Raw genomic sequence first — 25,996 nt, 5'->3', positions numbered from 1 at the left:
GGCTTCGCTTTGCTCAGGGGGCTCCATGAACCGCGTTTTCACCTACATGATCGTCGGCGCCATGATCCTCGGCGTGGCGGTCGGGTGGGCCTGCAACCAGTTCCTGACGCCGGACCAGGCCAAGACCGCGGCCGATGGACTCGCCATCATCACCGACGTCTTCCTGCGGCTGATCAAGATGATCATCGCGCCCCTGGTGTTCTCCACCCTGGTGGCCGGCATCGCGCACATGGAGGACGCGGCGACCATCGGCCGGGTGGGCGTGAAGACGATGGGCTGGTTCATCTCCGCCTCGATCGTCTCGCTGACCATCGGCCTGATCATGGTGCACCTCTTGCAACCCGGCACGGGCCTGGCGCTGCCCGAGCCCAATTCGGCCAAGGGCGTGGTGGACGTGTCCACCTTCACCCTGCGCGACTTCGTCACCCACCTGGTGCCCAAGTCCATCGTCGAGGCCATGGCCAACAACGAGATCCTGCAGATCGTGGTGTTCTCGGTGTTCGTCGGCACGGCGGTGGCGGCGATCGACGACAAGGCGCCGGCGGTGCTGGCCCTGGTCGAGCAGATCGCCCAGATCATGCTGAAGGTGACTGGCTATGTGATGCGCACCGCGCCGTTCGCCATCTTCGCGGCGCTGGCGGCGACCATCGCCACCCAGGGCGTGGAGGTGATCTTCACCTATGTGAAGTTCGTCGGCGGCTTCTACTTCTCCCTGGGCCTTCTGTGGGCGCTCTTGGTCGGCGTGGTGGTGCTGATCGTCGGGCCGCGGGCGCTGAAGCTGATGGGCGCGATCCGCCAGCCCGCGCTCCTGGCCTTCTCCACCGCCTCGTCGGAGGCGGCCTATCCGCGGACCCTGGAGGAGCTGCAGAAGTTCGGCATCTCGCGCAAGGTGGCCAGCTTCGTGCTGCCGCTGGGCTACTCGTTCAATCTGGACGGGTCGATGATGTACTGCACCTTCGCGACCCTGTTCATCGCCCAGGCCTACGGCGTGCACATGTCCATCGGCCAGCAGATCACCATGCTGCTGCTCTTGATGGTGACCTCCAAGGGCATGGCCGGGGTGCCGCGGGCCTCGCTGGTGGTGATCGCCGCCACCCTGGCCTACTTCAACCTGCCCGAAGAGGGGCTGCTGCTGATCCTGGCGGTGGACCACCTGCTGGACATGGGCCGCTCGGCCACCAACGTGATCGGCAACTCCGTGGCCGCCGCCGTGGTCGCCAAGTGGGAAAAGCAGATCGAGATCCCCGAGGACGGGGGAGCCGCGCCGGCGGGGGCCTGATCCCCCCGCGAGGTCACATGGGGGGTTCGCTCGCCGCCGGCGGAGCGGAGGCGGAAAGCCGCCGCAGCGCGAGCGCGCCGCGAAAGCCGAGAACGGCCACCATCAAGCTGAAGTAGGGCAGAAGCCCGGTGGCCACATGGCCGTACAGGGCGCCGGTGAACCAGCGCTGGGTCTCGATGATCGCCCAGAGCAGCACCGTTGTCGCCGCCCAGACCGAGCCTCTCCTGTAGACGACGAAACCCAGCGCGACCGCCGTGGCGCAGAGCGCCAGGTCCAAGCAGGACAACGCCGCGGGGTCATGGGAGACCCAGGTGTTCACCGGGCGGCGGTGATAGGCGTAGCGCAACGCGTAGAGCGCATGCACGCCAGCCAACACCCCCGCCGACATGGCCCCGTATCGCGCCGCGCGGCGGGCGCGGAAGACTGTCGGCAGCTCCTGAAAAGGGTTCCAGCTCCACTCCCGCTTGAGTGGACGGCCCAGCGACGGATCCCAGCTCATTTCCAGCCCATGGCGCACTCAACGGATCGTGGAGGACCCTAGCGGCCATTGGTTGCGCTTTGATCACCCGCATGGCGAGCAACGCAAGGCGGATGTCATTTTCGCGAGCGGCGCGCGAACCTTGCGCGCCCATGATCGCGGCGACGCACGGATGGCGGACCCTTCCGCGTGCGCGGCAAATCCCCATATTCGGCGCAGGGACTTCGACCCCTGGTCTGTTGGGAAAGATGCGCAACACTCTTCGCACCTTCATGCTTCTGGCGGCGCTGACCGCCCTGTTCGTGGCCGTGGGCTACATGATCGGCGGGCCGGCCGGCATGGCGGTCGCGCTGCTGTTCGCCGGGGCGATGAACCTCGTCAGCTACTGGAACGCCGACAAGATCGTGCTGCGGCTCTATCGGGCCCAGCCGGTGGACGAGAGCCACCCGAGCGCGATGATCCGCAACTACGTGGCCGACGTCACGGCGATGGCCGAGGGCGCGGGCTTGCCGCGGCCGGCGGTCTACATCGTCGACAATCCCCAACCCAACGCCTTCGCCACCGGGCGCGACCCGCAGCACGCGGCCGTCTGCGCCACCACGGGCCTTTTGCAGATGCTCGACCGGCGCGAGATCCGCGGGGTGATGGGCCACGAGCTGGCGCACGTGAAGCACCGCGACACCCTGACCATGACGGTGACGGCGACCATCGCCGGGGCGATCTCGGCGCTGGCCAACATCGCCTTCTTCTTCGGCGGAAGCCGCGAGCGCGGGGCCGGCCTGATCGGCACGATCGCGCTGGCCCTGCTGGCGCCCATCGCCGCTGCCCTGGTGCAGATGGCCATCAGCCGCGGACGCGAGTACGAGGCCGACCGGGGCGGCGCCGAGATCAGCGGCGATCCGCAGGCGCTGGCCTCGGCGCTGGCCAAGATCGAGGCCTACGCCAAGGGCGTGGTGAACGTGGACGCCGAGCGCAATCCGGCGACCAGCCACATGTTCATCATCAACCCGCTGTCGGGCCAGGGCGCGGACAACCTGTTCTCCACCCACCCGGCGACGCGCAACCGCGTCGAGGCGCTGATGAAGCTGGCGGGCGGAAGCGGCGGCGGCTGGACCGCGCCGGCCAAACCGCGCGCCCGCGGCACCGCCGTGCCGGTGACCGGTGGGCAGGACGGGCCGCGCAAGGGCCCGTGGGGCTAGGCCGCCCGCCTCACGGCGCGCAACCTTGAGCCCCAAAATCGGCGCAATCCTCCACCAGGAGTCGTAAACGGCGCGCCATCGCCGCCGCGGACCAGTCCTGACGGGAGGCTGAAATGTCCATTTTCAGGTACGCGATTCTTCGGCTGGGCGCGTCGTGGCGGCTGGTGGGCGAGCGCCGCCGCATGGGTCCGTTCGCCAACATCAGCGAGGCCAGCCGCGTGGGCGCCAGCCTGGCGCGCGAGGCGGTCAAGGCCGGCCACGACGTGGAGCTGCTGGTGCAGGGCCCGTTCGGCGAGCTGACCAGCCAGCGCTTCTCCGCCAGGCCGCCGGCGCTCGAGGCGCCGCCGAGCCCGGCCTGAGCCCTACTCCGCCGGCAGCGTGTTCTCCGACCGCTTGACCAGCAGGCGGTCGAACTCGGCCCAGACGCCGGCTTCGCCGTGCCATTGGCCCTTGGTGGCGGCCTTGGAGTACTCGGTGGAGCGGGCCTCGAAGAAGTTGGCGTGCTCCACGCCCGACAGCATGGCCTGCAGCCAGGGCAGCGGGTTTTCCTTCACCCCGTAGACTTCCGGCAGGGCGAGCTGGCGCAGGCGCCAGTCGGCGATGAAGCGGATGTAGCTCTTGATGTCCTCGGGGGTCATGCCCTGGACCTCGCCGGCCTCGAAGGCCAGGTCGATGAACTTGTCCTCCAGCCCCACGACCGTCTTGCAGCAGTCGACGATGTCGTCGGCCACGGCCTTGGTCACCGCGCCGGTCTCGGCGTTGAAGGCGTGGTAGAGCTTGATGATCCCTTCGCAGTGCAGGCTCTCGTCGCGCACCGACCAGGAGACGATCTGGCCCATGCCCTTCATCTTGTTGTGGCGCGGGAAGTTCAGCAGCATGGCGAAGGACGCGAAGAGCTGCAGCCCTTCGGTGAAGCCGCCGAACATGGCCAGCGTGCGGCAGATGTCGGCCTCGCTATCGACGCCGAAGGTCTGCATGTAGTCGTGCTTGTCGCGCATCGCCTGGTAGTCGAGGAACGCCGTGAACTCCGAATCGGGCATGCCGATCGTCTCGAGCAGCAGGGCGTAGGCGGCGATGTGGATCGTCTCCATGTTGGAGAACGCCGCCAGCATCATCTTCACCTCGGTCGGTTTGAAGACCCGGCCGTAGCGCTCCATGTAGTTGTCGTTCACCTCGACGTCCGACTGGGTGAAGAACCGGAAGATCTGGGTGAGGAGGTTGCGCTCCTTGTCGTTGAGCTTGGCCGCCCAGTCCTTGCAGTCCTCGCCGAGCGGGACCTCCTCGGGCATCCAGTGCACCTGCTGCTGCTTCTTCCAGAAGTCGTAGGCCCACGGATAGCGGAAGGGCTTGTAGGCGTAGGACGGGGTGAGCAGGCCGGGCAGGGATTTGGCGGACACGGGAGCGACTCCGAGGCGAGATGCTGGCGATGACATTAACAATGAAACGGACAACATCTAGCGGCGAGTTAACGCAGGCGCCCAAGATGTTGTGAACGGCCTGGGGATGAATCCGTGGTGACGCATTTCGATGCGACACTGGCGCGCCGGGCCGACCGTGGCCGCGGCGGACCAGGGAGGGCCGGATCGTGAAGCTCTACACCAACCAGCGCAACTCGGCGGGCGAACGGGTGCGCATCGCGCTGAACCTGAAGGGGATCGCCTACGACTACGTCTCGGTCCCGAGCCTGGCGCCCGGCGAATACCGGAGGATCAACCCGCAGGGGCTGATGCCGGCGCTGGAGGTGGACGGCCAGGTGATCGCCCAGTCCGGCGCGATCCTGGCCTATCTGGAGGAAGGCTGGCCCGAGCCGCCGCTGCTGCCGGCCGATCCGATCGTCCGCGGCCAGGCCCGCGCCTTCGCCCAGCACATCGCCGCCGAGATGCACGCCCTGACGGTGAACCGGGTGCGCAGGTTCCTGGCCGAGGAGCTCGCCGTGGACGAGGCCGGCGTCGAACGCTGGCTGCGCCACTGGATGACCGAGGGCTTCACCGCCCTGGAAGCGGCGCTGGCGCAGCGGCCGGCGGACTGGCCGTTCTGCTTTTCCGAGACGCCGGGATGGGCCGACCTGCACCTCGTGCCGCAACTGCGCAACGGCCGCCGATTCGGCTGCGACCTTTCCCCCTACCCGCTGCTGCTGGCCGTGGAGGCGCGCTGCGCGGCGCTGGACGCCTTCATCCGCGCCCGCCCCGAGAACCAGCCGGACTATACGGGAGCGTGAGCTTGCGGGCCTGGCCGCCGACGCGGGATCGGCGGAGCCCCCTCCACCGCTTCGCGGTCCCCCTCCCCCAGAGGGGGAGGAGAATTTGCAGCGGCGCAGTTTCGATCTCCTCCCCCGCGAAGTGGGGGAGGGGGCGGCGCGGAATTGTCGGCTTGGATTCCGGCCTTCGCTGGGAAGATCGCCTCCGCGCCGGGGCTATTCTTCGTCAGGCTTGATGGTCAGGGAGAAGGCGACCAGGGAGTCGTCCTTGGTGCGCTGGCCCCAGATCATGTTCTGGCCCTTCACCTCGCGGTGGATGTAGCCCAGCGAGGTCTGCAGCGGGCCCTTGCGCCAGCCCACGCCCACATGGGCGTCGCCGACGAGCGCGCTGGCCGAATCGGTGGACCAGCCGGCGTCGTTCCAGCGCCCCGGCTCGCGCATCATGTTGAGGCCCACCGCCCGGCCGCTGGCGGCGGCGAACATGTACCAGCGCCCGCGCTCGCCGAAGTCGGCGCCGTCGCGCACGCCCAGGCCGTTGAGCGCGTCGCGCACGCCGTGGTCCGCGCGCTGGGTCAGGCTGAGCGTGGCGCCGGCCTCGGCGGTGGCCCCGTCCTGGTTGGACCAGCCGAGGCCCGCGTGCGGGGTGATGTCCACGTCGTAGGCGCCGGCGTCGAACCGGGCGAAGGACCAGTCGCGGCGCAGCGCCACCTCGTAGGCGTCGGTCTCGTAGACGGCGCGGTCCAGGCTGAGCGGCAGGGCCGCGGGCGTGCGCAGGGAACGGCCCACGGACAGTTGCAGGAAGTTGGCGCCGCCGCCGTCGGCGCGGCCCAGCGGGATGAAGCGGGTGTTCCAGTCGACGTCCAGCCGCCCGGCGGCCGGCGAGACGCGGGTGATGCGCTCGATCAGGTTGGCGGCCGCATCGTCCCGCACCCAGCCGGAAGCGGGCTCGGCGTCAGTGACGGGAACGGTCTTTTCCAGGAGCCGGGCCAGCGCCGCGGACTCGCCAGCCACGGCGGGAGCCGCGCTCGCGCCGGTCGCCAGGGCCGTGGCTATGACCGCCCAAAGCCGCATGGTCCGAGGGTTCTCCCGTCTACGCCCCGGATCGTTCGATCCTAGTCGCATCTTCCCAAATATTTGGAATGGTTGGGAGATGAATCCGGTTCCAGGCGAGCGGAAATTCGCCTGGAGCGGTCGCAGAACGGCGTTTCGGGTCAGTTTGGAGGAAAAGCGCCCCGCCTATTGGCAGGCGAGGCACTCTTCATAGTCGGTGCGCTCGGCGACCACCACCTGGGCCTGAGCGCCCTCGCCGCCGGCGTGGGCGGCGCGCTGCACCGACTTGGAGCGCAGGTAGTAGAGCGACTTGCAGCCGCGCTCCCAGGCCTGCCAGTGCAGCATGTGCAGGTCCCACTTATCGACGTCGCCGGGCAGGAAGATGTTCACCGACTGGCTCTGGCAGACGTCCGGCGTGCGGTCGGCGGCCAGTTCGACGATCCAGCGCTGGTCGATCTCGAAGGCGGTCTTGAAGACGTCCTTGTCGTCCTGGGTCAGGAAGTCGAGGTGCTGCACCGAGCCCTCGTTCTGCAGGATCGAGTCCCACACCGCCGGCGTGTTCTTCCCGTGGCGCTCAAGCAGCGCCTCCAGGTAGGTGTTGCGCACGGCGAAGGAGCCGGACAGCGTCTTGTGCATGTAGATGTTGGCCGGGATCGGCTCGATGCCGGCGCTGGTGCCGCCGCAGATGATCGAGATCGAGGCGGTCGGCGCGATCGCCAGCTTGTGGCTGAAGCGCTCCATCACCCCGCGGTCGGCCGCGTCCGGGCAGGCGCCGCGCTCGGCGGCCAGGGTGCGGCTGGCCTTGTCGCATTCGCGGCGCAGGTGCTTGAAGAGCCGCATGTTCCAGCTCTTGGCCAGGGCGCTCTCGAAGGGCACGTTCTGGCTTTGCAGGAACGAGTGGAAGCCCATCAGGCCCAGACCCACCGAACGCTCGCGCAGGGCCGCGTAGACCGCATGCTCCATCTGCGCCGGGGCGCGGTCGATGAAGTCCTGCAGCACGTTGTCGAGGAAGCGCATCACGTCCTCGACGAAGGTGGGATGGTCGCGCCATTCCAGGAACTTCTCGGCGTTGACCGAGGACAGGCAGCAGACCGCGGTCCGCTCCTTGCCCATGTGGTCCTTGCCGGTGTGCAGCATGATCTCCGAGCACAGGTTCGACTGGCGCACGGAAAGGCCCAGTTCGCGCTGATGCTGCGGCATGGCGCGGTTCACGGTGTCGGCGAAGATCAGGTAGGGCTCGCCGGTCTGCAGGCGGATCTCCAGGATCTTCTGCCACAGGGTGCGCGCGTCGATCTCGCGGATCACCTCGTTGTTCTTGGGCGAGCGCAGGCCGAACATGGCCCCGTCGCGCACGGCCTCCATGAACTCGTCGGTGATCGAGATGCCGTGGTGCAGGTTCAGGGACTTGCGGTTGAAGTCGCCCGACGGCTTGCGGATCTCCAGGAACTCCTCGATCTCCGGGTGGTGGATGTCGAGGTAGACCGCCGCCGAACCGCGGCGCAGGGAACCCTGGCTGATGGCGAGGGTCAGCGAGTCCATCACGCGGATGAAGGGGATGATGCCGCTGGTCTGGCCCGCGCCCTTCACCTTCTCGCCGATGGAGCGCACGCCGCCCCAGTAGGTGCCGATGCCGCCGCCGTTGGAGGCCAGCGCCACGTTCTCGTTCCAGACGCCCTGGATGCCTTCCAGGCTGTCCGGCACGGCGTTGAGGAAGCAGGAGATCGGCAGGCCGCGCCCGGCGCCGCCGTTGGAGAGCACCGGCGTCGCCGGCATGAACCAGAGGTTGGAGATGTAGTCGTAGATGCGCTGAGCGTGCTCGGCGTCGTCGGCGTAGGCCGTGGCCACCCGGGCGAACATGTCCTGGTAGGATTCGCCGGCCAGGAGGTAACGGTCCTCCAGGGTGGTCTTGCCGAACTCGGTGAGCAGGGCGTCGCGCGAACGGTCGACCTCGACCTTTCGAACAAGCTGCAATTGCGGTCGTTCGACCCTCGTCTGAGCGCCTTGGGCGCCTTCAGAAACCGTCCGCCTGACCGCTTCGCTGCTGCTCATGCCCCAATATCCATTTACTGACCGGCGCTTCGGGCCCCCCGCCCGATTTGGCGCCTGGATGACTACATCTAGTGGGCTCGCCAAGCCCGCACCCACGATATGGGGGCTAACCCTAATGACTCGTCAACGGGGCGATCGCCTCCGTCCCCAGAGTTTTTCGTAAACGAGAGGTTAACACGGCGGACGGGGCCAAGTTGCACAAGGGATTGCCGCGGCTCGCCGATTCCCCTGTCACGCGACTGTGACAAAACGACCGGCGCGACGGCGCCCAAGCCCTGGGCTTGCGCGGCGAGCGGCGCGCCGCTATTGGCCTTAACCGTCACTGGGGAGTAGCCGCCCGCGCGTTCAGCGGGGGGTGCGTCAACAGACTTGCAGGCCCGAAGCGCGACGCGGAGGGCGGCATGGCGCATCCGGCGTGAGCTTGGCGAGACCTTTGGCTTTCGCGCGTCGATCAAATGCGGGGTCGGCGGCGCGGAGAGCCTTTGGTCATGCGCGACCCCGCCCGGACAGTTCATGGAACCCCTCCTCGTCTCCACGGGCCTCGTGGCCGTCGCCGAGATCGGCGACAAGACCCAACTTCTGGCCCTGTTGCTCGCCGCCCGCTTTCGCAAGCCCGTCCCGATCATCGCCGGCATCCTGGTCTCGACCATCGCCAACCACCTGATGGCGGCCGGCGTCGGCGCGGCCGCGGGCGCGTTCCTGCAAGGCCCCTGGATGAAATGGGTGCTGGGCCTGGCCTTCCTGGGCTTCGCCGCCTGGGCGCTGATTCCCGACACCTTCGAGGAGGACGAACACCCCAAGGACCGGCCGGGCGCCTCGATCTTCTGGACGACGGCGGTGGCGTTCTTCTTCGTGGAGATGGGCGACAAGACCCAGGTGGCGACCGTGGCGCTCGCCGCGCGCTTCCATCAGGTGCTGATGGTGGCGGCCGGCACGACGCTGGGGATGATGATCGCCAATGCGCCGGTGGTGCTGGCCGGCGACGCCGTGGCCGGCAAGATCCCGCTGAAGCTGGTGCGCTGGACGGCGGCGGCGTGCTTCGCCGCCATCGGCGCGTGGATCCTGATCGCCGGATAGGCGGGCGGGCGAGAGGGTCGGCCCCGCCGAACAACATGGCGTGGGCCGACGCGAACGCCTATCGTGCTTGGTGTGAAAGAGCGCATCACCAACGCCGAAGAAATGGCGCGTGAAGCCGGCCTTCCAAACGGCAAGGCGTTCCGCGCCAGACTTCGGAAGTATTGCACCGATCTCCATACGAAGGGGAGTTGGGCGACGGTCGTTGGAAGCCGCAAGCACACACGGATGCAGCGCGAGCTGGACGCGCTGATCGCACGGATCACAAAAAGCCGGAGCCCTTGCTGAAGGGGCGTCCAATCAGTGCGGCAAACGCCAGAGTCGATGCAGCGGACTTGAGCGCGGACCCTCACGGCTCAGCGAAGCACAGCGCAAAAGAAAGGAGCCCGGCCTTGCGGCCGGGCTCCCATTCAGACGGCTGAGCCGTTCGACCGAGATCAGAAGTTGATGTCGATCGTCGAACGACGGTTCAGCGGTTCCTTCACGCCGTCGCCAGTGTCGACGGCCGGTTCGGATTCACCCTTCCAGTCGACCTGCAGGGTGCCTTGGTCGACACCCAGGCCCACCAGCGCGTCGGCCACGGCCTTCGCGCGGCGTTCCGACAGACGCACGTTGTAGGCCGGCGAACCGGACGTGTCGGTGTGGCCGACCACCACCACCTGGGTCGCATGGCCCTGGGTGGCGTAGTTCGCGGCTTCCTGCACCACCGCCTGGGCTTCCGGCGTCAGCACGTACTGATCGAACGGGAAGTAGACGATGAACTGCTTCGCCTCATAGGCCGGCGGAGGCGGCGGCGGAGGCGGAGGCGGCGGGGGAGGCGGCGGGGGCGGCGGCGGCGGCGGGGGAGGCGGCGGCGGCGGCGGCGCAGCGAACGAGTAGCGCAGGCCGAGCGTCACCGAGTTGTCCTTGTAGTCGCCGCTGAAGGCGCCCGGCTGCAGCGCGCCGCTGCCGGTGGACGAGAAGCTCAGGTCCGAGCCGTCCAGATAGCGGTAGGTCAGGTCCACGTTCAGGCGATCGGTCGCCTTCCAGGCGAAGCCGGCCAGGATCTGCCAGGCGAAAGCGGTGTCGCTGTCGTCGATGGTCAGGTTCTGGATCGCCGGGTTGGCCGTGGAGATCGTGCCGGTCACGTTCGAGAACTGACCGAGGATGTCAGCCTTGACGTGGTTGATGCCGATGCCCGCGCCGAGGAACGGGTTGATCGCCGATTCGGGCATGAAGTCGTAGATGACATTGCCCATCACGGTCCAGGCTTCGAGGTTCCCGGAGGGCGAGCCGCAGGCCGCGTTGGCGGCGGAGCGGACGACGCCGGGCGTGCAGAGCCCGTACACCACCTGGTTGCTGCCGCCCTGGACGGAATTGATGTCGCCGGGGCGATAGCCGCCCTCGAGCTCGACGCGCCAGTGCGGGTTCAGCTGATAGCCGAGACGCGCGAAGCCGGCCCAGTCGTCATCCTGGTTGAAGTTCCAGATGTAGGGCGCGTTGTTCGCGGCGTTGTTGGCGGACTTGCCTTCCAGGCTGTCCGGCCAGTGATAACCGAGGTCGACAGCGCCGTACCAACCGGTGGTTTGGGCGGACGCGCCCGACGCGGCGAAGACCGCAGCCAGCGCAGCACCCGCCAATAGCTTGAACTTCATAGTTTAGAGCCCTTTCTTGCCGTCTGCTGCGGCCCATTGACCCAGCGTCGTTATATCAATGCCGAAGCGGCGCGGAAGTGCGCCGAAGCCACACCTCGCTTGCATTCTCCCCGGCCGTCGCGGCTTGGCCGTGGACGCTACACAATAAAGCCGAGACGAATCAACGATCGGTTGAGGAACACGGCGGCGTTCGCCGGCGTTCTGCGGGCGTTTCGGAGAATCCGCGGCGTTCGCAAGGTTTCGCGCCCGTCTGAACAGCTCAACCGCGTATCGACGTTCGGAAAGCAACGTGCGGCGACGAGTTCTTGGGAAGACTTGTGAATGAGACGGGGCGCCGCACGAATCGGCGGCGCGGCGCGCCGGGCCCGCAGATCGCGCCGGATCGAATCGCATGCCGCCCCCTCTACGCCCGGCGCCCCTGCCGCGCCAAAGCTCCCAACGCCCCGGGCCCTGGCTTGGTTCCGGACGCGGGCGGCCGAGAGGCTCAGCTCGCGTCCTGCTTGCGGAACCGGCGCGCCCGCCCGCCCAGCGCCTCGGGCCGGTTGAGCTCGGCGCGGAACTCGTCGCGGCGCTCGTGGATCGAGGCGATCACCAGGCCCATGGGCACGCCGATCTCGACCAGGATGGTCTCCGAAAGCTGCAGGCTGGCCTCGACGGTCTCGGGCACGGCGTCGGTGGCGCCCAGCTCGTAGAGCCGCTGGGCGTGGCGCGCGTCACGGGCGCGGGCGACGATGGCGAGGCGGGGATTCATCGTCCGGGCCAGGCCCACCACCGCCTCGGCGGCGTCGGGATTGTCCATGGTGACCACCAGCGCCCGCGCCTCGGCCAGGCCGCAGCGGCGCAGGAACTCCGGCCGCGCGGCGTCGCCGAAGTAGACCGCGCGTCCGTCGCGGCGGGCCGTCTGCACCAGCTTGGCGTCGCGCTCGGCGGCGATCCACGACGCCTGGTGGCGGTCCAGCATCTCGCCCACCAGCCGGCCGACCCGGCCGTAGCCGACGATCAGCACCTGGGCCTCGGCGGGCGCGTCGCCGGGATCGGTCTCCGGCGGCGCCTCGCTGGGCTCGGGCCGGCGGCCGGCCAGGCGCGCGCCCAGCCCCGCCAGGAACGGGATGGCCATCATCGACAGGGTGGCGGCCACCACCACGCTCTGGCCCAGGGGCCGATCGACGATGCCGGCGTCCATCGCCGAGCTGAGGATGACGAAGGCGAACTCCCCGCCGCCGGCGAGGAGCAGGCCCGCCTCCAGCGCCGCGGTGCGCGGCAGGCCGAACAGGCGCGCCAGGACGTAGACCACCGCGCCGGTGAGCCCGATCAGGCCGAGCGCCACGCCGAGGATGAACAGCGGCTGGGCGGCGAGCAGCGACAGGTTCAGGCTGATGCCGACGGACAGGAAGAAGAGCCCCAGCAGCAGCCCCTTGAAGGGCTCGATCGTCACCTCGACCTCGTGGCGGAACTCGGTCTCGGCCAGCAGCAGCCCGGCGATGAAGGCGCCGATGGCCATGGACAGGCCGGCGAGCGCGCTGACCAGGCCCGCGCCGATCACCACCAAGAGGCAGGCGGCCATGAACAGCTCCTCGCTCTTGGCCTTGGCCACCGAGCGCAGCATGGGCCTCAGGAAGAGCCGGCCGACGACCAGCAGCAGGAGCACGCCCAGGGCGGCCGGCGCGAAGGTGAGCAGCAGCCGCGGCGACAGGGCCTCGGCCTGACGCCCGCCGAGGATCGACAGCGTCACCAGGATCGGGGCCACCGCGAGGTCCTGGAACAGCAGGACCGAGAAGGCCGCGCGCCCCGCCAGGGAATGCTGGCGCTTGTTCTCCACCAGGGCCGGCATGACGATCGCGGTGGACGACAGGGCCAGCGCCGCGCCGATCGCCGCGGCCGCCAGGGCCGACTGGCCGAACGCCATGGCCACGGCGGCGATGGCGGCGATGGAGACGCCCACCTGGGCCGCGCCGAGGCCGAAGACGTAGCGGCGCATCAGCCGAAGCCGCTCCCAGGACAGCTCCAGGCCGATGGTGAAGAGCAGGAACACCACCCCCAGCTCGGCGAGCTGGGCGATCTCCTCGGGCTTGTCGACGGTGAGGGCGTTGAGCCAGCGCGCGCGGTCGGCCAAGGCGCCCAGGCCGTAGGGCCCCAGCGCGACGCCCGCGCCGAGGAAGCCGAGGATCGGGCTGATGCGCCAGCGACGGAAGAGCGGGACGACGACCCCGGCCGTGGCCAGGAACAGGACCAAGTCCTTGTATTCGCCGGGCGATACGTGGCTCTCCATCAGGTCTCCTAGTCGCGCGCGGCCACTATGCCAGTTGGAACGGCCGGCGAGAATCTCGCGCCGCGAGAAAACGGCGCCGCGCGCGCAGGCGCCTCGGCGTTGACACCCGCCGCCGGCCCGCCCCCATATGCCGCCCATATTTTATGAATGGAGATAGGCCCATGGAGGCATGGAATTACGCGAACCTGTGGGAGTCCGTCGCTGCGGCGATTCCGGAGCGCCCCGCCCTGATCCACGGCGAGCGGGTGATCACCTGGAGCCAGTTCGACCGCCGCGCCGACGCGCTGGCCGCGCGCCTGCTGGCCGCCGGGCTTCAGCGCCAGTCCAAGGTCGCAGCCTACCTCTATAACGGGCCCGAGTACCTGGAGACCTACTTCGCCGCCTTCAAGGCCGGGCTGGTCCCGTTCAACACCAACTACCGCTACGCCGACGAAGAACTGATCTACCTGTTCGACAACGCCGACGCCGAGGCGGTGGTGTTCAACGCCGCCTTCGCCGAGACCGCCGACAAGGTGCGCGGGCGCCTGCCCAAGGTGAAGGTCTGGATCGCGGTGGCCGAGGACGGCCACGCCATCCCTGACTGGGCCGAGGACTATGCGGCGATCGTCGCCGCCGGAGCCGACCGCACCGAAGCGCCCTGGGGCCGCTCGGGCGACGACCTGCTCTTCATGTACACCGGCGGCACCACCGGCATGCCCAAGGGCGTGATGTGGCGCCAGGAGGACCTGTTCAGGGCGCTGGGCGGAGGCGGCAACCTCCTGGCCGGCCTGCCGCCGCTGGAGACGGTGGCCCAGGCGGGCGAGCGGGCCAAGGCCGCCGCCGCGGCCGGCGCGCCGCAGCAGATCACCATCCCCGTCGCGCCGCTGATGCACGCCACCGGCCAGTTCATCTCGTTCGGCCAGCTCACCGCCGGCTCGGCGATCGCCACCCTGCCCCAGCGCCGGTTCGACCCGGCCGCCCTGTTCGACGAGGTCGAGCGCCTGGGCGCCAGCGGCCTGATCATCGTCGGGCCCGCCTTCGCCGCGCCGATGCTGGAGACGCTGGAGGCCAATCCCGGCCGCTGGAAAATGCCCAGCCTGCAGCGGATCGTCTCGTCGGGCGCCATGTGGGGCGCGGAGAACAAGCAGGGCCTCCTGAAACACCTGCCGCAGGTGATGCTGATCGACAGCCTGGGCTCGTCGGAGGCGCTCGGCCTGGCCGGATCGACCTCGGGCGGCGGCGAGGCGGCCAAGACCGCCAAGTTCATGGCCGGGCCCAACGCGGCGGTGTTCACCGAGGACGGCCGGCGCGTGGCGGCCGGCTCTGGCGAGCGGGGCCTGGTGGCCGTGGGCGGCTTCACGCCGGTCGGCTACTACAAGGACCCGGAAAAGTCGGCCAAGACCTTCCGCACCTTCGAGGGGCGGCGCTGGTCGGTGCCCGGCGACTGGGCCACGCTGGAGGCGGACGGCTCGATCACCCTCCTGGGCCGCGGCTCGCAGGTGATCAACACCGGCGGCGAGAAGGTCTTCCCCGAAGAGGTGGAGGAGGCGCTCAAGCGCTTCCCCGGCGTGCGCGACGCCGCGGTGGTCGGCGTGCCGGACAAGCGCTTCGGCGAGCGGATCTGCGCGGTGGTGGACTATGGCGGCGACGCCGAGCCCAGCCTCGCCGACCTGGCCGCCCACGTGCGCGAGCACCTGGCCGACTACAAGGCGCCGCGCGAACTGGTGCTGGCGCCGGTGGGCCGCGCGCCCAACGGCAAGCTCGACTACAAGGCCGTGCGCGCCCAGGCGCTGGACGCCCTGGGCCAGGGCGCGGCCTAACGAAATTGTAATGAGCCTAAAGGGGGCGTGGCGGGCATGGTCCGGCCACGTCCCAATTCTGAAGGCTCAGATCCATGAAGCAGCTCTGGTTCGCGGCGGCCGCCGCCACCGTCCTGGCCGCCGCGGCCCCGGCCATGGCCTTCCAGCCGCGCCCGACCCAATCGGCGGCCGACGCGCCGGCCGGCGGCGGAGCGGCCCCCACCACCGACCTCACCCAGGCCCCGCGCATGGGAACCTGGGGCTTCGACCTCGCCGGCCGCGACACGGCCGTCGCGCCGGGCCAGGACTTCTACACCTACGCCGACGGCGCCTATGTGCAGAAGCTGACGATCCCGTCCGACCGCTCGCGCTACGGGGTGTTCGACGCGCTCAACGAGCTGTCGGTGAACCGCATGCGCGCGGTGGTCGAGAAGGCCGCGGCCGACCCGGCGGCCACCGGCGACAACGCCAAGATCGGCGCCTTCTACAAGAGCTTCATGGACGAGGGCCGCGTCGAGGCCCTGGGCGCCAAGCCGCTGGCCGGCGAGCTGGATGCGATCCGCGCGGCCAAGACCCACATCGACCTGGCCCGGCTGATGGGCGTGTCGCAACACGCCTTCGGCGGGGCCTTCTTCGGGGCCTATGTGTCCGACGACGCCAAGGACCCGCAGCACTACGCGGTCTATCTGCTCCAGGCCGGGCTCGGCATGCCGGACCGCGACTACTATCTGGAGGCCCGCTTCGCCGACCAGAAGGCCAAGTACGAGGCCTATGTGGCCAAGATGCTGACCCTGGTGGGCTGGTCCGATCCGGAAGCCAACGCCAAGGCGATCGTCGAGATGGAGACCAAGATCGCCAAGGCCTCCTGGACCCGCGCCGAGAGCCGCGACGACGACAAGACCTACAACCCCTATGACGTGAAGGCCCTGATGGCCTATGCGCCCGGCTTCGACTGGGCCGCCTTCATGGACGGGGCGGGGCTTTCCAAGGTGGACCGGGTGATCGCCGCGGAGAACACCGCCTTCCCGAAGATCGCGGCGATCTTCGCCGCGACCCCGGTGGACACGCTGCAGGCCTGGGAGGCCTTCGCCCTGGCCGACAACGCCGCGCCGTACCTGTCCAAGGATTTCGACGAGGCGCACTTCGACTTCCACAACCGCACGCTCTCGGGCCAGCCCGAGCAGCGGCCGCGCTGGAAGCGCGGGGTCTCGCTGGTGGACAATCAGATCGGCGAGGCGCTGGGCAAGGTCTATGTGGCGGCCTACTTCCCGCCGGAGAGCAAGGCCAAGATGGAAGCCCTGGTGGGCGACATCCTGACGGCCATGCACGGCCGGATCGAGAAGCTCACCTGGATGAGCCCGGAAACCAAGACCAAGGCCCTGGAGAAGCTGGCCAAGTTCAACGTGAAGATCGGCTATCCCGACAAGTGGCGGGACTACACGGGCCTGAAGGTCGACGAGGCCGACCTCTACGGCAACGTGGAGCGGGCCATCGCCTTCGACTGGGACTTCCGGGTGGGCCGCCTGGGCGGGCCGGTGGACCGCAGCGAGTGGGGCATGACCCCGCCGACCATCAACGCCTATTATTCTTCGACCAAGAACGAAATCGTCTTCCCGGCGGCGATCCTGCAGCCGCCGTTCTTCGACCCGGACGCGGACCCGGCGGTGAACTACGGCGGGATCGGCGGGGTGATCGGCCACGAGATCACCCACGGCTTCGACGACCAGGGCCGCAAGTCCGACGGCGACGGCCGGCTCAGCGACTGGTGGACGGCCGAGGACGCGGCCAAGTTCCAGGTCCAGGCCGCCAAGCTGGGCGCCCAGTACTCGGCCGTGGAGGTGCTGCCGGGCGCGCACATCAACGGCGACCTGACCATGGGCGAGAACATCGCAGACCTGGGCGGCCTGCTTTTGGCGCTGGACGCCTATCACGTGTCGCTGCACGGCCAGCCCGCGCCGGTGATCGACGGCCTGACCGGCGACCAGCGGGTGTTCCTGGGCTGGGCCCAGGTGTGGCGGGGCAAGTACCGCGACGACGCGACCAAGCGCCAGCTCGTCTCCGATCCGCACTCGCCGCCCAAGTACCGGGTGGACGTGCCGGTGAAGAACATCGACGCCTGGTACGCGGCGTTCGGCGTCAAGCCGGGCGATGCGATGTACGTGAAGCCCGAGGATCGCGTGCGAATCTGGTGACGCGCGGGTCCGGCGAGGGCGGCCGCCGCGCCGCCCTTACTTTTGACAATCGAGTCAAATACCCCAGAAAAGTTTCGGCCCGCCGCGGGGGATAATCGCGGCGGGCCAATTTTTTTGAGCTGTCGCTCTTATTTAGAGGGCGTTTCCTCCCCGAAACGCCGGAGACTTCAGGACTTGGTCGCCGTCTTGTCTCTCGCGGTTTTGAGAGAACGGCAAATTTGTGCCCAAGTCAATGGAGGGCGCCGCCAGAAAGAGGCAGAATCTGATCAGATTTCCGAGAGCGGGCGCATTTTTTCGCACTTCGCCCACCTATTTTTTACATCAACGTCAATTATTGCGCGTTCTAAGACGCAATTGCTCGAACGGCCGGCAGGTCAGATCGAACACGAAATCGGGCCTGGAGACCGTGACGGGGCCGAATCCCGCCGCCGAGAGCTCCAGAGACGCCCGCGCCAGGTCGCGAGCGGCGACCAGCAGGCCGTTGGGCCGCCGGACCGCGCCCTCGGCCACCAGACGTTCGACAACGGCGTCAGAATCACCGGCCTCCGCCGGCCAGACCAGGGTGGCGGTCTCGTGCGCGGCGGCGCGGGCCTCGATGATTCGCAGGAGCCGCTCGGCCACGGCGAGCTGGCCGCCGCTCCAGTCGGCGCGCAGGCTGGCGGCGAACTGCGCCTGGCTGGACAGGATCAGCCCGTCGGACAGCACCTTCAGGCCGTTGGCGGCCAGGGTGGCCCCGGTGGTGGTGATGTCGACGATCAGCTCGGCGGCGCCGGCGGCCGGCGCGCCCTCGGTGGCGCCGCTGGACTCGGTGATGCGGTAGTCGGCCAGGCCGTGGCGGGCGAAGAAGGCCCGCGTCTGCGCCAGGTACTTGGTGGCCACGCGCATGCGCCGGCCGGTGCGGGCCACCGCCTCGTGCGCCACCGCCTCCAGGTCGGCCATGGTGTCCACGTCGAGCCAGGACTTGGGCACGGCCACGACAAGGTCGGCGCGGCCGAAGCCCAGGGCGCGCAGCAGGAGCACGCGCGCGTCCAGGTCGCCGCCGCGCTCGCGCAGCAGGTCCTCGCCGGTGACGCCGAGGTGGACTTCGCCGGCGTCCAGCGCCTCGGCGATGTCGCCGGCCGAAAGCAGGCGCACCTGCACGCCGGCCTGGCCCTTCAACGCCGCCGAATAGCCGCGCGATCCGCCGGAGGCCTTCAGGTCCAGACCGCAGTCGGCCAGCCACTCCTCCACCTGTTCCTTCAGGCGGCCCTTGGACGGTACAGCGATGATCAAGGGCGCGCTCATGCCTCGCCTCCCGCAAAGGCGCGCCAGGGCCGCGCCATGGCGCCCACGGCGCGGGCGGACGGGCCGCCCAGGCGCGCCGACAGGCCGTCGTAGCGGCCGCCCACGGCCACCGGCCGGCCGGCGCCCAGGGCGGCGCTGCGCACCTCGAAGGTCAGGCCGTCGTAGTAGTCGAAGGTGTGGCCGAGGCCGGCGGCGAAGCGGATGGCCGCGGCGGGCACGCCGGCGGCGGCCAGGCGCGCCAGGCGCGCGCGCCAGCCGTCCAGCGCCGCGGCGAAGGCGGGATCGGCCCCGCCCAGCTCGGAAAGCTGGACCAGGGCCTCGGCGGGCGCGGCGTCGATGGCCAGGAACCGGCGGATCGCCTCGGCCTGGGTCTCGGTCAGGGCCGGGGCGCGGGCGGCCTCGGCCCGGCTGACCAGCCGCTGGGCGATCTCGGCGGCGCCGCGGCCGCCCACCCGCTCCACGCCGGCCAGGGACCAGACCTCCTCCAGAAGGGCGGCGGCCGCGTCGGGCGGCAGGGCCGCCAGGGTGGCGGCGAGCTGGCCGCCCTGGACCGGCGCCTCGACGGCGCCGGCGCGGGCGAGCTCGGCCTGCAGCAGGCGCGGGCGCGCGGCGGCGCGCTTCAGCCGGTCGGCCAGGGGGCCGGCCAGGCCCAGGGAGTCGACGAAGGCGGAAAACAGCGCCACGTCGCCGAGCCAGAGGGCCAGGTCCTCGCGCCCGCCGGCCAGGGCGGTGGCCCAGGCCAGGGCGGCGATCTCGGCGTCGGCCTCGATCACCGGCGCGTCGGCCGGCGAATAGAGCTCCAGGCCGATCTGCAGGAACTCCTCGGCGCGGCCGGACTGCTCCGGCGCGGCGCGGAAGGCGCGGCCCTCATAGTAGTAGCGCCCCTCGCCGGCCCCCCGCTCCAGGTGCAGGCGGGCGACCGGGACGGTGAAGTCCGGGCGCAGGCAGGCCTCGGCGCCGCCCTCGGCCTGGACGATGAACAGCCGCGCGCGCAGCGCCTCGCCGGCCAGGTCCAGAAGCGCGCCGAGCGGCTGCAGGATCGGCGGATCGACGGCCTCGGCGCCGGCCTCGGCGAAGGGGGCGCGGATCGCCGCCAGGGCCTCATCGGGGACGCGGGGCTCAGCCTTCATCGCCGCCTCCGACGATGCGCCGCACGAAGCTCACCAGCTCGCCGCGCGGGATGGTGGCCTGGCCGGGGCGCTCGGCGCGCCACTGGCTGTTGTCGGAGACGCCGGCGGCCAGTTCGCGGCCGAGGTCGAGATCCTTCACCGTCACCGTGCCGGCGGCGATCTCGTCGCCGCCCAGCATGATCGCGGCGGGGGCCAGGCGGCGGTCGGCGTACTTCATCTGCGCCTTCATGCCGGAGGAGCCGAGATAGACCTCCGCGGCGATCCCGGCGGCGCGCAGCTCGCCGGCGGCGGCGTAGTATTCGGCCATGTGGGCGGCGTCGAAGGCGATCACCACCACCGGGCCGCGGGCCTGGCGGCCCAGGTCGCGGCCGGCCGCGCGCAGGGCCGCGGCCAGGCGCGAGACGCCGAAGGAGAAGCCGGTGGCCGGCACCGGCTGGCCGGTGAAGCGGGCGACCAGGTCGTCGTAGCGGCCGCCGCCGCCAACGGAGCCGAAGCGCACGGCCTGGCCCTTGTCGTCGACGGTCTGCAGCAGGAGCTCGGCCTCGAACACCGGGCCGGTGTAGTACTCCAGGCCGCGCACGACGGTGGGATCGACCTTGGCCAGGTCGTCGCCGACGCCGAGGGCGCGAAGGGCGGTATCGATCGCCGCCAGCTCGGCGAGCGCCTCCTGGCCCGCCGCGCCGAGCGACAGCCGGCCCAGGGCGTCGATCACCTGGGCGCGGGTCAGGTCCGGCGAGGACGCCGAATTCAGGAAACCCTCGACGGCGGCGATGGCGCCCGCCGAAAGCTCCGCGCCCTTGGTGAAGTCGCCGGACTCGTCGAGCCGGCCCTTGCCCAGGAGGTGGACGACGCCGTCCCAGCCCAGGCGGTCGTACTTGTCGATGGCGCGCAGCACGGTGAGCTTGCGCCGCTCGTCGACGCCCTGCTCGGCCAGAAGGCCGTCGAGCAGCTTGCGGTTGTTGATCTTCAGCACCGCCTGGCCGCGGGCCAGGCCCGCCGCCTGGAAGCCCTCGGCGGCCATGGCGATGATCTCGGCGTCGGCCTCGGGCCGGGCCGAGCCCACGGTGTCAGCGTCGCACTGGGTGAATTCGCGGAAGCGGCCGGGGCCGGGCTTTTCATTGCGCCAGACCGAGCCGAAGGCGTAGCGGCGGAACGGCTTGGGCAGGGTCTCCCAGTTCTGCGCGACGAAGCGGGCGAGCGGCGCGGTGAGGTCGTAGCGCAGCGCCATCCACTGTTCGTCGTCGTCCTGCAGGGCGAAGACGCCCTCGTTGGGACGGTCGGCGTCGGGCAGGAACTTGCCCAGGGCGTCGGCGTATTCCATGGCGCCGGTGTCCAGCGCCTCGAAGCCGTAGCGCTCGTAGACGGCCGAGACGGAGGCCAGGATGGCGCGCTCGGCGGCCAGGTCGCGGGCTCTGCGGTCGGCGAAGCCGCGCGGGGCGCGCGCTTCGGGGCGGGGGGCGTCGCTGGTCATGGCGCGCGCTTAGCGGTTGCGGCCGGGCGCGGCAAGGCGGCGGGCGCGTTGAAGGCTTGAAGGGGCATTTGCGGGGTCCATCGTCGGGTCCTTGGAGGGCGGCGACGGGGCGCGTCAGCCATGGCGCCCCGTCGGCGGGGCGTCGGCTGGGAAGATCGCGTCAGGCCAAGCGATCCCGGCCGATCCCGCCATGCGAGATCGAATGGTGATGGCCGTGGTGGTGCGCGGTCCTGGACATTGCGGCGCCCCTATAGCCGAGCTCGGCGCGGAAGGCGAGTCATGGAGCCGTCTGAACCCTTGACCGGACCGGCCAACCACGATTCACGAAGACCATGACCGAGGCCTATCCCATTGGCGGCTGGCTGGAGGGACGCGAGCACGTCCTGCCGGTGCGCATCTACTACGAGGACACCGACTTCACCGGCGTGGTCTATCACGCCAACTACGTGCGCTACTTCGAGCGGGGCCGCTCGGACTTCCTGCGCCTGATCGGGATCGGCCACGCCGAACTCCTGGACCGGCCCGACCCGGCGGCCTTCACCGTGGTCAAGCTGGAGATCGAGTTCAAGGCGCCCGCGCGGATCGACGACGCCCTGGAGGTGCGCACGATCTACGAGCGCGTGAAGGGCCCGCGCCTGTTCATCAGCCAGCGCATCCTGCGCGGCCAGACGCTGATCTGCACGGCGCAGGTGGAGGCCGCCTGCATCGATTTGTCGGGCCGGCCGCGCAAACCGCCATCAGGATTGGTTGAAGCCCTGCGCCCCCTGTTCGGCTGACCGCGAAGCGCCTTAGTTTCACCACCACCGCGATTCAAACGCCGTCTTCGACCCCAGCCACTACCGGAGCCCCGGCCGCATGGACCCGTCAGCCAGCCTCACGCCTGAAAGCTTTTCGTTCATCGCCCTGTTCATGAGCGCCGGCTGGGTGGTGAAAGGGGTGATGCTGGGCCTCGGCTTCGCCTCGCTGTTGTCCTGGGCGGTGATCCTGGACAAGGGCTTCCGCTTCACGCGGCTGAACCGCGCGGCCAACGCCTTCGAGGACAAGGTCTCCTCGGGCCGGCCGCTGGAGGAGATCGCCCAGGAGGCCGGCGAGCGGCCGACCCATCCCCTGCCCCGCATGCTGCAGGCGGCGCTGAAGGAATGGCGCGACGCCCGCGCCAAGGGCCAGACCAGCGAGACCCAGATCGCGCTCCTGGCCCACCGCATCGACCGGCTCCTGGACACCATCATCGCCCGCGAGTCCGGCCGGGCCGAGGACGGGCTGGGCACCCTGGCGATCGTGGCCACCGCCTCGCCGTTCATCGGCCTGTTCGGCACGGTCTGGGGGATCATGCACGCCTTCCAGGGGATCGCCCTGCAGAAGAACACCAACCTGGCGGTGGTGGCGCCCTCCATCGCCGAGGCGCTGTTCGCCACGGCCATGGGCCTGATCGCCGCCATCCCGGCCTATATCGCCTACAACAAGTTCTCCACCGACGCGGGCAAGTACGCCGCCCGGCTGGAAGGCTTCGCCGACGACCTGTCGACGGCGATCCAGCGCCGCCTGGCCGACCGGACGGGCTGAACCATGGCGCTTTCCACCCACGACGCCTTCGCCGCGGGCGGGCGGCGCGGCCGGCGCAGGCGGGCCCGGCGCGGCGCGCTGTCGGAGATCAACGTCACCCCGCTGGTCGACGTGATGTTGGTGCTGCTGATCATCTTCATGATCTCCGCGCCGCTGCTGACCGCCGGCGTGCCGCTGGAGCTGCCCAAGACCGAGGCCTCGGCGGTGCAGGACCAGAGCGAGCCCCTGACCGTGTCGATCAGCCAGGACGGCTCGATCTACATCCAGGACTCCGCCGTGCCGTTCTCGGAGCTGTCGCCGCGGCTGACCGCCATGGCCGGCGAGGGCCTGTCCAAGCCGATCTACGTGCGCGCGGACGGGCGGGCGTCCTACGAGGTGGTGGCCCGGGTGATGGCCGCGTTGTCCACCTCGGGCTTTTCCTCGATCAACCTGATCACCGACACCGGCGGCCCCTCGTCCGGCGAGGGCAAGCGCGCGGAGGCGCCTGCGCAGTGAGGTCGGCGTGACCAGCTCGCGGATCTTCTCGCCGGCGATGGCCGGCTCGGCGGCGCTGCACCTGCTGGTGGCGCTGGCGCTGCTGATCTCCTGGCCGTGGGCCAAGGAGATCCGCATCGGCGCGGCCGTGCCCGTGACCATCGTGGCCAACGCGCCGACGACCAACCTTCGCCCCGCGGTGAAGGCGCCCGAGGTGCAGGAGGCCCAGACCGAGGTGCCCGCGCCCGACGCGCCGGTGGAGACGGTGACGCCGCAGCCGGAGACCACGCCCGCGCCGCCCACCGCCAAGACCGCCCCCGCCGCCGTGGCCAAGGCCGAGCAGACCTCGCCCGTGGCCAAGAAGCCGCCGTCCAAGAAGGCCTCCTCGGACCTGGACTTCGACTCGCTGCTGGCCAGCATCAGCAAATCGGGCAAGTCCGCCGGGGCCGAGCGCGCCAACGCCAAGAAGGGCGCCTCCCAGGCCGAAACCGCCACCGAGGCGCGGCCGGACCTGGGCTCGGGCCTGTCGGCCAGCGCGCTCAACGGCCTGGCGGACGAGTTGCAGCGCCGCTGGAACCCCAACTGCGAGGTGGAGGGCGCGCAGAACGTGATGATCCGCGCCACCTTCACCCTGGGCTCCACCGGCCAGGTGATCGGCGACGTGAAGCTGGACGTGCGCTCCGGGGCCGACCCCGCCGTGGCCCGCGCCGCCGCCGACCGGGCGCGCCGCGCGGTCTACGCCGCCGCCCCGTTCCGCAGCCTGCCGCGCGAGCTCTACGGCCAGAAGATCGCGGTGAACTTCAACGCGCGCGAAGCGTGTTCCTGAGGCAAGAGGAGATGCGTCCCATGCGCTTCACCACCTGGATGGCCGCCTTCGCGGCGGTGTTCGCCGTCACGGCCGCCGCCGCCGTGGCCCCGCCCGCCCGCGCGGAGATCGAGGTCGACGTCAATCGCGGCGACATCCAGCCCCTGCCGATCGCCATCCCGCTGTTCGGCGGCGAGCAGGGCGCCGACATCGCCAAGGTGATCACCAACAACCTGGAGCGCTCGGGCCTGTTCCGGCCGATCGACCCGAAGGCCTTCATCGAGCGCGACCTCGACATCAAGATGCAGCCGCGCTTCGACGACTGGAAGGCGATCAACGCCCAGGCCCTGGTGAACGGCCAGGTGACGATCGAGCCGGACGGGCGGATGCACGTGGATTTCCGCCTGTGGGACGTCTACGCCGGCCAGCAACTGCTGGGCGCGCAGTTCACCGCCTCGCCGGAAAACTGGCGGCGGGTGGCGCACAAAATCTCCGACGCCATCTATGAGCGCCTGACCGGCGAGAAGGGCTATTTCGACACCCGCGTCGTGTTCGTCGCCGAGAGCGGACCCAAGACCGCCCGGGTCAAGCGCCTGGCCATCATGGACCAGGACGGCGCCAACCCCAGCTACCTGACCGACGGCGCCTACATCGTCATGACGCCGCGCTTCTCCTCCACGAGCCAGGAGATCACCTACATGGTGCTGCGGCCGGACGGATCGTCCGTGTACCTGTTCAACCTGGAGACCGGCCGCCGCGAGAGCCTGGGGAACTTCAACGGCATGGTCTATGCGCCGCGCTTCTCGCCGGACGGGACCAAGGTGGCCTTCTCGGTGGAGCGCGGCGGCAACAGCGACATCTACCTGATGGACCTGCACGACCACTCGACCAAGCGGCTGACGGTCGACCCGGCGATCGACACCTCGCCCTCCTTCTCGCCGGACGGACGGCGGATCGCCTTCAACTCCGACCGCGGCGGCAGCCCGCAGCTCTATGTGATGAACGCCGACGGTTCGGACGTGCACCGCATCTCCTACGGCTCGGGCCGCTACACCACGCCGGTGTGGAGCCCGCGCGGCGACTTCATCGCCTTCACCAAGCAGACCGGCAACCAGTTCCACATCGGCGTCATGCGCTCGGACGGCACCGCCGAGCGGATCCTGACCACCAGCTACCTGGACGAGGGCCCGACCTGGGCGCCCAACGGCCGCGTTTTGATGTTCGACCGGGAAACGCCCGGCGGGTCTCCGCGTTTGTGGAGTGTTGACGTAACCGGACGTATTGAACGTCCGGCGCCCTATCCTGGATCGGGGTCCGACCCGGCATGGTCGCCCTTGCTCGACTGACAGTCTTGTGAGGTCAAACCTTCGCCGCAAAAGGGCCTGAGTAATCTTGCGCGGGACGGGGGTCAGGTAGAGTTTGGACGAGAGCGCCATTTGCGGCGCGTGATGTAACCTGCAGATGAGGAGAGGCCCGCGTGCCGACCACGAGCTTCAACACCAGCCACGCCCTTCGACTGGCGCTCGTCGCCGCCGCCGCCGCGTCGCTAGCCGCCTGCACGCGGCCGAAGCCCGCCCCGACCGCCCCGACGCCGCCGCCGCCGGCCGCCACGGCCCCGCCGGAAACCCCGCCGCCGCCGCCGCCCGTCGCCCAAGGGCCGCTGCCGGGCACCGAGCAGGACTTCGTGATCAACGTCGGCGACCGCGTCTACTTCGACTTCGACAGCTATTCGGTGCGCGCCGACGCCGCGCCGGTGCTGGACGCCCAGGCGGCCTGGCTGAACAAGTATCCGGCCGTGATGGTGCGCATCGAAGGCAACGCCGACGAACGCGGCACCCGCGAATACAACCTCGGCCTGGGCGCGCGCCGCGCCAACGCCGTGCGCGACTATCTGGTGAACCGCGGCGTGTCGGCCTCGCGCATCTCCACCGTGTCCTACGGCAAGGAACGCCCGATCGATCCGGGCACCACCGAGGACGCCTACCAGCGCAACCGGAACGCCCACACGGCGATCACCTCCGGCGCGCGCTGATCCGGACCAGACCGGCTAGGAGGAGGGGACCGTTCGCG

At 69.9% G+C, this 25,996-nt stretch carries 22 protein-coding genes and 1 riboswitch; of the genes, 13 read left to right on the top strand and 9 right to left on the bottom strand.

Annotated elements, in window-relative coordinates; all coding sequences use genetic code 11:
* Positions 1-25 precede the first annotated feature (25 nt).
* Positions 26-1,279, top strand: a complete 1,254-nt coding sequence (locus ACE3TA_RS16760; protein WP_374575437.1) for a dicarboxylate/amino acid:cation symporter — start codon at positions 26-28, stop codon at positions 1,277-1,279.
* Between the two features lie 13 nt (positions 1,280-1,292).
* Here the strand turns inward: ACE3TA_RS16760 and ACE3TA_RS16755 are convergent, their stop codons facing one another.
* Positions 1,293-1,778, bottom strand: coding sequence for a hypothetical protein (locus ACE3TA_RS16755; RefSeq protein WP_374575436.1), 486 nt, complete (start codon positions 1,776-1,778; stop codon positions 1,293-1,295).
* Between the two features lie 227 nt (positions 1,779-2,005).
* Here ACE3TA_RS16755 and htpX point away from each other — a divergent pair, with 227 nt between their 5' ends.
* Both htpX and ACE3TA_RS16745 read left to right on the top strand, forming a co-directional pair.
* Entirely contained in the window at positions 2,006-2,956 is a 951-nt protein-coding gene (htpX, locus tag ACE3TA_RS16750) for a zinc metalloprotease HtpX (RefSeq protein WP_374575435.1), read from the top strand.
* A 113-nt stretch (positions 2,957-3,069) separates the two neighbouring features.
* Positions 3,070-3,315 carry a hypothetical protein gene (locus ACE3TA_RS16745; RefSeq protein WP_374575434.1) on the top strand — a complete coding sequence of 82 codons (246 nt, stop codon included), beginning with the start codon at positions 3,070-3,072 and terminating at the stop codon, positions 3,313-3,315.
* A gap of 3 nt (positions 3,316-3,318) precedes the next feature.
* Here ACE3TA_RS16745 and ACE3TA_RS16740 read toward each other — a convergent pair whose 3' ends face one another.
* Positions 3,319-4,389, bottom strand: a complete 1,071-nt coding sequence (locus ACE3TA_RS16740; protein WP_374575433.1) for a ribonucleotide-diphosphate reductase subunit beta — start codon at positions 4,387-4,389, stop codon at positions 3,319-3,321.
* A 152-nt stretch (positions 4,390-4,541) separates the two neighbouring features.
* Here ACE3TA_RS16740 and maiA point away from each other — a divergent pair, with 152 nt between their 5' ends.
* Positions 4,542-5,174, top strand: coding sequence for a maleylacetoacetate isomerase (gene maiA, locus ACE3TA_RS16735; RefSeq protein WP_374575432.1), 633 nt, complete (start codon positions 4,542-4,544; stop codon positions 5,172-5,174).
* 195 nt (positions 5,175-5,369) lie between these two features.
* On the opposite strand, the gene ACE3TA_RS16730 is transcribed toward maiA, so the two are convergent.
* Positions 5,370-6,224, bottom strand: a complete 855-nt coding sequence (locus ACE3TA_RS16730) for a hypothetical protein (RefSeq protein ID WP_374575431.1) — start codon at positions 6,222-6,224, stop codon at positions 5,370-5,372.
* Between the two features lie 165 nt (positions 6,225-6,389).
* A complete protein-coding gene (locus ACE3TA_RS16725; RefSeq protein WP_374575430.1) occupies positions 6,390-8,252 on the bottom strand; it encodes a ribonucleoside-diphosphate reductase subunit alpha in 1,863 nt (620 codons plus the stop codon).
* 312 nt (positions 8,253-8,564) lie between these two features.
* Positions 8,565-8,753, top strand: a riboswitch (yybP-ykoY riboswitch).
* Between the two features lie 12 nt (positions 8,754-8,765).
* On the opposite strand from ACE3TA_RS16725, the gene ACE3TA_RS16720 reads away from it, so the two are divergent.
* Positions 8,766-9,329 (top strand): TMEM165/GDT1 family protein, encoded by a 564-nt coding sequence (locus ACE3TA_RS16720; RefSeq protein WP_374575429.1) that lies wholly within the window; start codon positions 8,766-8,768, stop codon positions 9,327-9,329.
* A gap of 434 nt (positions 9,330-9,763) precedes the next feature.
* On the opposite strand, the gene ACE3TA_RS16715 is transcribed toward ACE3TA_RS16720, so the two are convergent.
* On the bottom strand, positions 9,764-10,960 hold the full coding sequence (locus ACE3TA_RS16715; protein ID WP_374575428.1) for an OmpA family protein: 1,197 nt from the start codon (positions 10,958-10,960) through the stop codon (positions 9,764-9,766).
* Between the two features lie 484 nt (positions 10,961-11,444).
* Entirely contained in the window at positions 11,445-13,229 is a 1,785-nt protein-coding gene (locus ACE3TA_RS16710; protein WP_374575427.1) for a cation:proton antiporter, read from the bottom strand.
* A 161-nt stretch (positions 13,230-13,390) separates the two neighbouring features.
* Between ACE3TA_RS16710 and ACE3TA_RS16705 the strand changes: the two genes are divergently transcribed.
* Positions 13,391-15,028 (top strand): AMP-binding protein, encoded by a 1,638-nt coding sequence (locus tag ACE3TA_RS16705; RefSeq protein WP_374575426.1) that lies wholly within the window; start codon positions 13,391-13,393, stop codon positions 15,026-15,028.
* Between the two features lie 74 nt (positions 15,029-15,102).
* A complete protein-coding gene (locus ACE3TA_RS16700) occupies positions 15,103-17,199 on the top strand; it encodes a M13 family metallopeptidase (protein ID WP_374575425.1) in 2,097 nt (698 codons plus the stop codon).
* A gap of 327 nt (positions 17,200-17,526) precedes the next feature.
* Here the strand turns inward: ACE3TA_RS16700 and hisG are convergent, their stop codons facing one another.
* Genes hisG through hisS form a run of 3 tightly spaced genes read right to left on the bottom strand, consistent with a single transcriptional unit; the run spans position 17,527 to position 21,084 of the window.
* Entirely contained in the window at positions 17,527-18,483 is a 957-nt protein-coding gene (gene hisG / locus ACE3TA_RS16695) for an ATP phosphoribosyltransferase (RefSeq protein WP_374575424.1), read from the bottom strand.
* On the bottom strand, positions 18,480-19,613 hold the full coding sequence (locus ACE3TA_RS16690) for an ATP phosphoribosyltransferase regulatory subunit (protein ID WP_374575423.1): 1,134 nt from the start codon (positions 19,611-19,613) through the stop codon (positions 18,480-18,482). Before ACE3TA_RS16690 ends, hisG begins: the two co-directional genes overlap by 4 nt.
* A complete protein-coding gene (gene hisS / locus ACE3TA_RS16685) occupies positions 19,603-21,084 on the bottom strand; it encodes a histidine--tRNA ligase (protein ID WP_374575422.1) in 1,482 nt (493 codons plus the stop codon). Before hisS ends, ACE3TA_RS16690 begins: the two co-directional genes overlap by 11 nt.
* Positions 21,085-21,416: 332 nt before the next feature.
* Between hisS and ybgC the strand changes: the two genes are divergently transcribed.
* The 6 genes from ybgC to pal all read left to right on the top strand — a co-directional run bounded on the left by ybgC (position 21,417) and on the right by pal (position 25,958).
* Positions 21,417-21,860: a tol-pal system-associated acyl-CoA thioesterase gene (gene ybgC / locus ACE3TA_RS16680; protein WP_374575421.1), complete on the top strand. Its 444-nt coding sequence runs from the start codon at positions 21,417-21,419 to the stop codon at positions 21,858-21,860.
* A 79-nt stretch (positions 21,861-21,939) separates the two neighbouring features.
* Positions 21,940-22,647 carry a protein TolQ gene (tolQ, locus tag ACE3TA_RS16675; protein ID WP_374575420.1) on the top strand — a complete coding sequence of 236 codons (708 nt, stop codon included), beginning with the start codon at positions 21,940-21,942 and terminating at the stop codon, positions 22,645-22,647.
* 3 nt (positions 22,648-22,650) lie between these two features.
* Positions 22,651-23,142, top strand: a complete 492-nt coding sequence (locus ACE3TA_RS16670) for an ExbD/TolR family protein (protein WP_374575419.1) — start codon at positions 22,651-22,653, stop codon at positions 23,140-23,142.
* 7 nt (positions 23,143-23,149) lie between these two features.
* Complete coding sequence (locus ACE3TA_RS16665) at positions 23,150-23,947, top strand: energy transducer TonB (RefSeq protein WP_374575418.1); 798 nt, start codon at positions 23,150-23,152, stop codon at positions 23,945-23,947.
* 38 nt (positions 23,948-23,985) lie between these two features.
* On the top strand, positions 23,986-25,272 hold the full coding sequence (tolB, locus tag ACE3TA_RS16660) for a Tol-Pal system beta propeller repeat protein TolB (protein ID WP_374575470.1): 1,287 nt from the start codon (positions 23,986-23,988) through the stop codon (positions 25,270-25,272).
* Between the two features lie 131 nt (positions 25,273-25,403).
* Positions 25,404-25,958 (top strand): peptidoglycan-associated lipoprotein Pal, encoded by a 555-nt coding sequence (gene pal / locus ACE3TA_RS16655; protein WP_374575417.1) that lies wholly within the window; start codon positions 25,404-25,406, stop codon positions 25,956-25,958.
* The last annotated feature ends 38 nt before the right edge of the window (positions 25,959-25,996 follow it).

This window comes from Phenylobacterium sp. (genome assembly GCF_041916435.1).
Classification (GTDB): domain Bacteria; phylum Pseudomonadota; class Alphaproteobacteria; order Caulobacterales; family Caulobacteraceae; genus Phenylobacterium.
The sequence above is the reverse complement of the archived record's forward strand: the minus strand, read 5'-3'. Positions and strand labels throughout refer to the sequence as shown.